Source organism: Stieleria sp. (genome assembly GCF_041595215.1).
Classification (GTDB): domain Bacteria; phylum Planctomycetota; class Planctomycetia; order Pirellulales; family Pirellulaceae; genus Stieleria; species Stieleria magnilauensis.
Genome location: NZ_JBFHKV010001358.1, coordinates 1 through 1,909 on the forward strand (window position 1 = coordinate 1; position 1,909 = coordinate 1,909).

The 1,909-nt window shown below is 60.7% G+C and carries 2 protein-coding genes; one reads left to right on the forward strand and one right to left on the reverse strand.

Going from position 1 to position 1,909, the window contains the following annotated elements; all coding sequences use genetic code 11:
• Positions 1-262, forward strand: a 262-nt coding sequence (locus tag ABX749_RS31270) for a hypothetical protein (RefSeq protein ID WP_372899482.1), incomplete at its 5' end; no start/stop codon positions are given.
• Between the two features lie 45 nt (positions 263-307).
• Here ABX749_RS31270 and ABX749_RS31275 read toward each other — a convergent pair.
• A complete protein-coding gene (locus ABX749_RS31275) occupies positions 308-1,807 on the reverse strand; it encodes a hypothetical protein (protein ID WP_372899483.1) in 1,500 nt (499 codons plus the stop codon).
• Positions 1,808-1,909: the final 102 nt, after the last annotated feature.

A 1,909-nucleotide genomic window follows, 5' to 3' on the forward strand; every position in this document is an offset into this window, starting at 1 on the left:
CAGGGCGCAAGCCCTCCGGTCTGCCGCGCCGCGCTGCGGCATCACCGGACGGCTCGCGCCGTTCCGCTACGATGCGTTTCGTTCCATTGATAGCGGCAGGGCGCACGCCCTCCGGTCTCCCGCGCCGCTCTGCGGCATCACCGGACGGCTCACGCCGTTCCGCTACGATGCGCTTCGCCCGGTTGTTAGCGGCAGGGCGCAAGCCCTCCGGTCTCCCTCACCGCCCAGCGGCGTGACCGGACGGCTCACGCCGTTCCGCTAACAAGATAAAAACTTCGTTCGTTAGTGAAGACGAGCGCCGGCGATTTCACTCTCCCGACGGAACCCGATTCAACGTGTAGTACGCTTCGGGATGCAGCAGCGGTTGCCCCGATTCGTTGCGGACGCCGTCGGCGTTCAGCTCGTGAACGAAGTGGGGACGCAACCCGTCGACTCGCAGACGCACGCGTTTGCGATCCTCCGAAACCTCGGCGGCTACAATGCTCGGTGTTTTGGTTTGAATCTCGTCGCTGCCATAAGTTGCGTGGTACAGGTAGGTGTAACTGAGCATGCGATAGGAATCGACGTCACCGGCCGACTCCGGATCGACCGGTTGGGTGAAGGTGAGTTCGAATCCATCCGGTTGGGCGCGCATCTCCTTGATTTCAAACGGCGTCTTTCCCGTCCAGACCAGACGCTGCAATCCGTAACTGGCGCGTCCCAAGCTGCTCCATCCTCGGTTGGTCAACCCCACAAACACGCTGCCATCACTCCCTTGGATCATCCGCAGGACCGCGGACGCGAACCCGAGCCGAAAGGGAAAACAAGCGCCCTGGTACTCGCCATCGACCTTTTCAAGGAACACACGGTTGATGCCCGCCTGCGTGAATTCGCCGACAAATAGTTGACCGGCAAACGGCCCGAACTTTCCACCGCTTTGGTCCAGCATGATGTCGGTCGCCGACTGCCCCATTTTTTTGTAGGGGAACCAAACCGCGGGCGGACGAAGTTGTTCGAATTGCTGCAACGCCTTTGGCAGCGGCAGACCACTGGGCACCTTCTCGACGCCGTCGATCGTCGACCCCGGCTCGTTCATCGACGCGAGCGCCTCGGCGTGATGAAAGAAGGCGCCCGGACGCATGTGGTGCAGCGAATTGGTGGCCACCCAATTGCCTTGCTGATCGGTATAGAACATGTCTCCAGCGGCATTAGCCCCCAATCCGGATGGTGACCGCATCCCGGCACAAACCGGCACCAGCTCACCAGCCGGGGTCAGCTTCATGCCCCAGCCGCGCCACCGGCCTTGTCGATACCCCAGTGCGGCGTTGGGCACGATGCGTTTGAGCTGATCGTCTTTGAGTCCCAAACCGATGTTCAGTGTGATCCACAAATTGCCATCGCCGTCCAGCTTGGGGCCGTAGGCGTATTCGTGATAGTGTCCGGTCACGCCCCAACCTTTTGCGGCGGTCAGATACTCATCCGCCACGTCATCTCCATCGACGTCGCGAAGCCGCGTCAACTCGCTCCGCTGGGCCGTGTACAAGTCGCCGTTGTGATAGAGCAGCCCGAGTGGTTCGTGCAGCGCGGTGGCGAATCGTTTGAACGACACGTTGTTGGGCGGGTCGTCATAGACACCGTCTAAGATCCAAACCTCGCCTTTTCGAATCGCCACGGCCAGCCGCGAATCATCCAGCAGCGCCAGCCCACCGACTTCCAATGCCAACCCATCGGGCGCGGGTTTCCAGTTCTTGGATCGCGAGTCCGTCGCCGCTTTGGCAACCGATACATCTATCAGCCGATAATATTCTTCTTCGCCGCCCCGCACCATCGACAGCGGAAACGTGAGCGTCGTCAACGCCAAGACCAAAATTCGAATCACCAACGATACTCCAAAATGGCGGTGTTCCTGTCATGCGAGTCCAAGGGGATC

Bases quoted from the DNA above. Each gene is read 5' to 3' on its own strand.
- ABX749_RS31275 (WP_372899483.1), bottom strand. From the start codon at position 1,807: ATGGTGCGGGGCGGCGAAGAAGAATATTATCGGCTGATAGATGTATCG.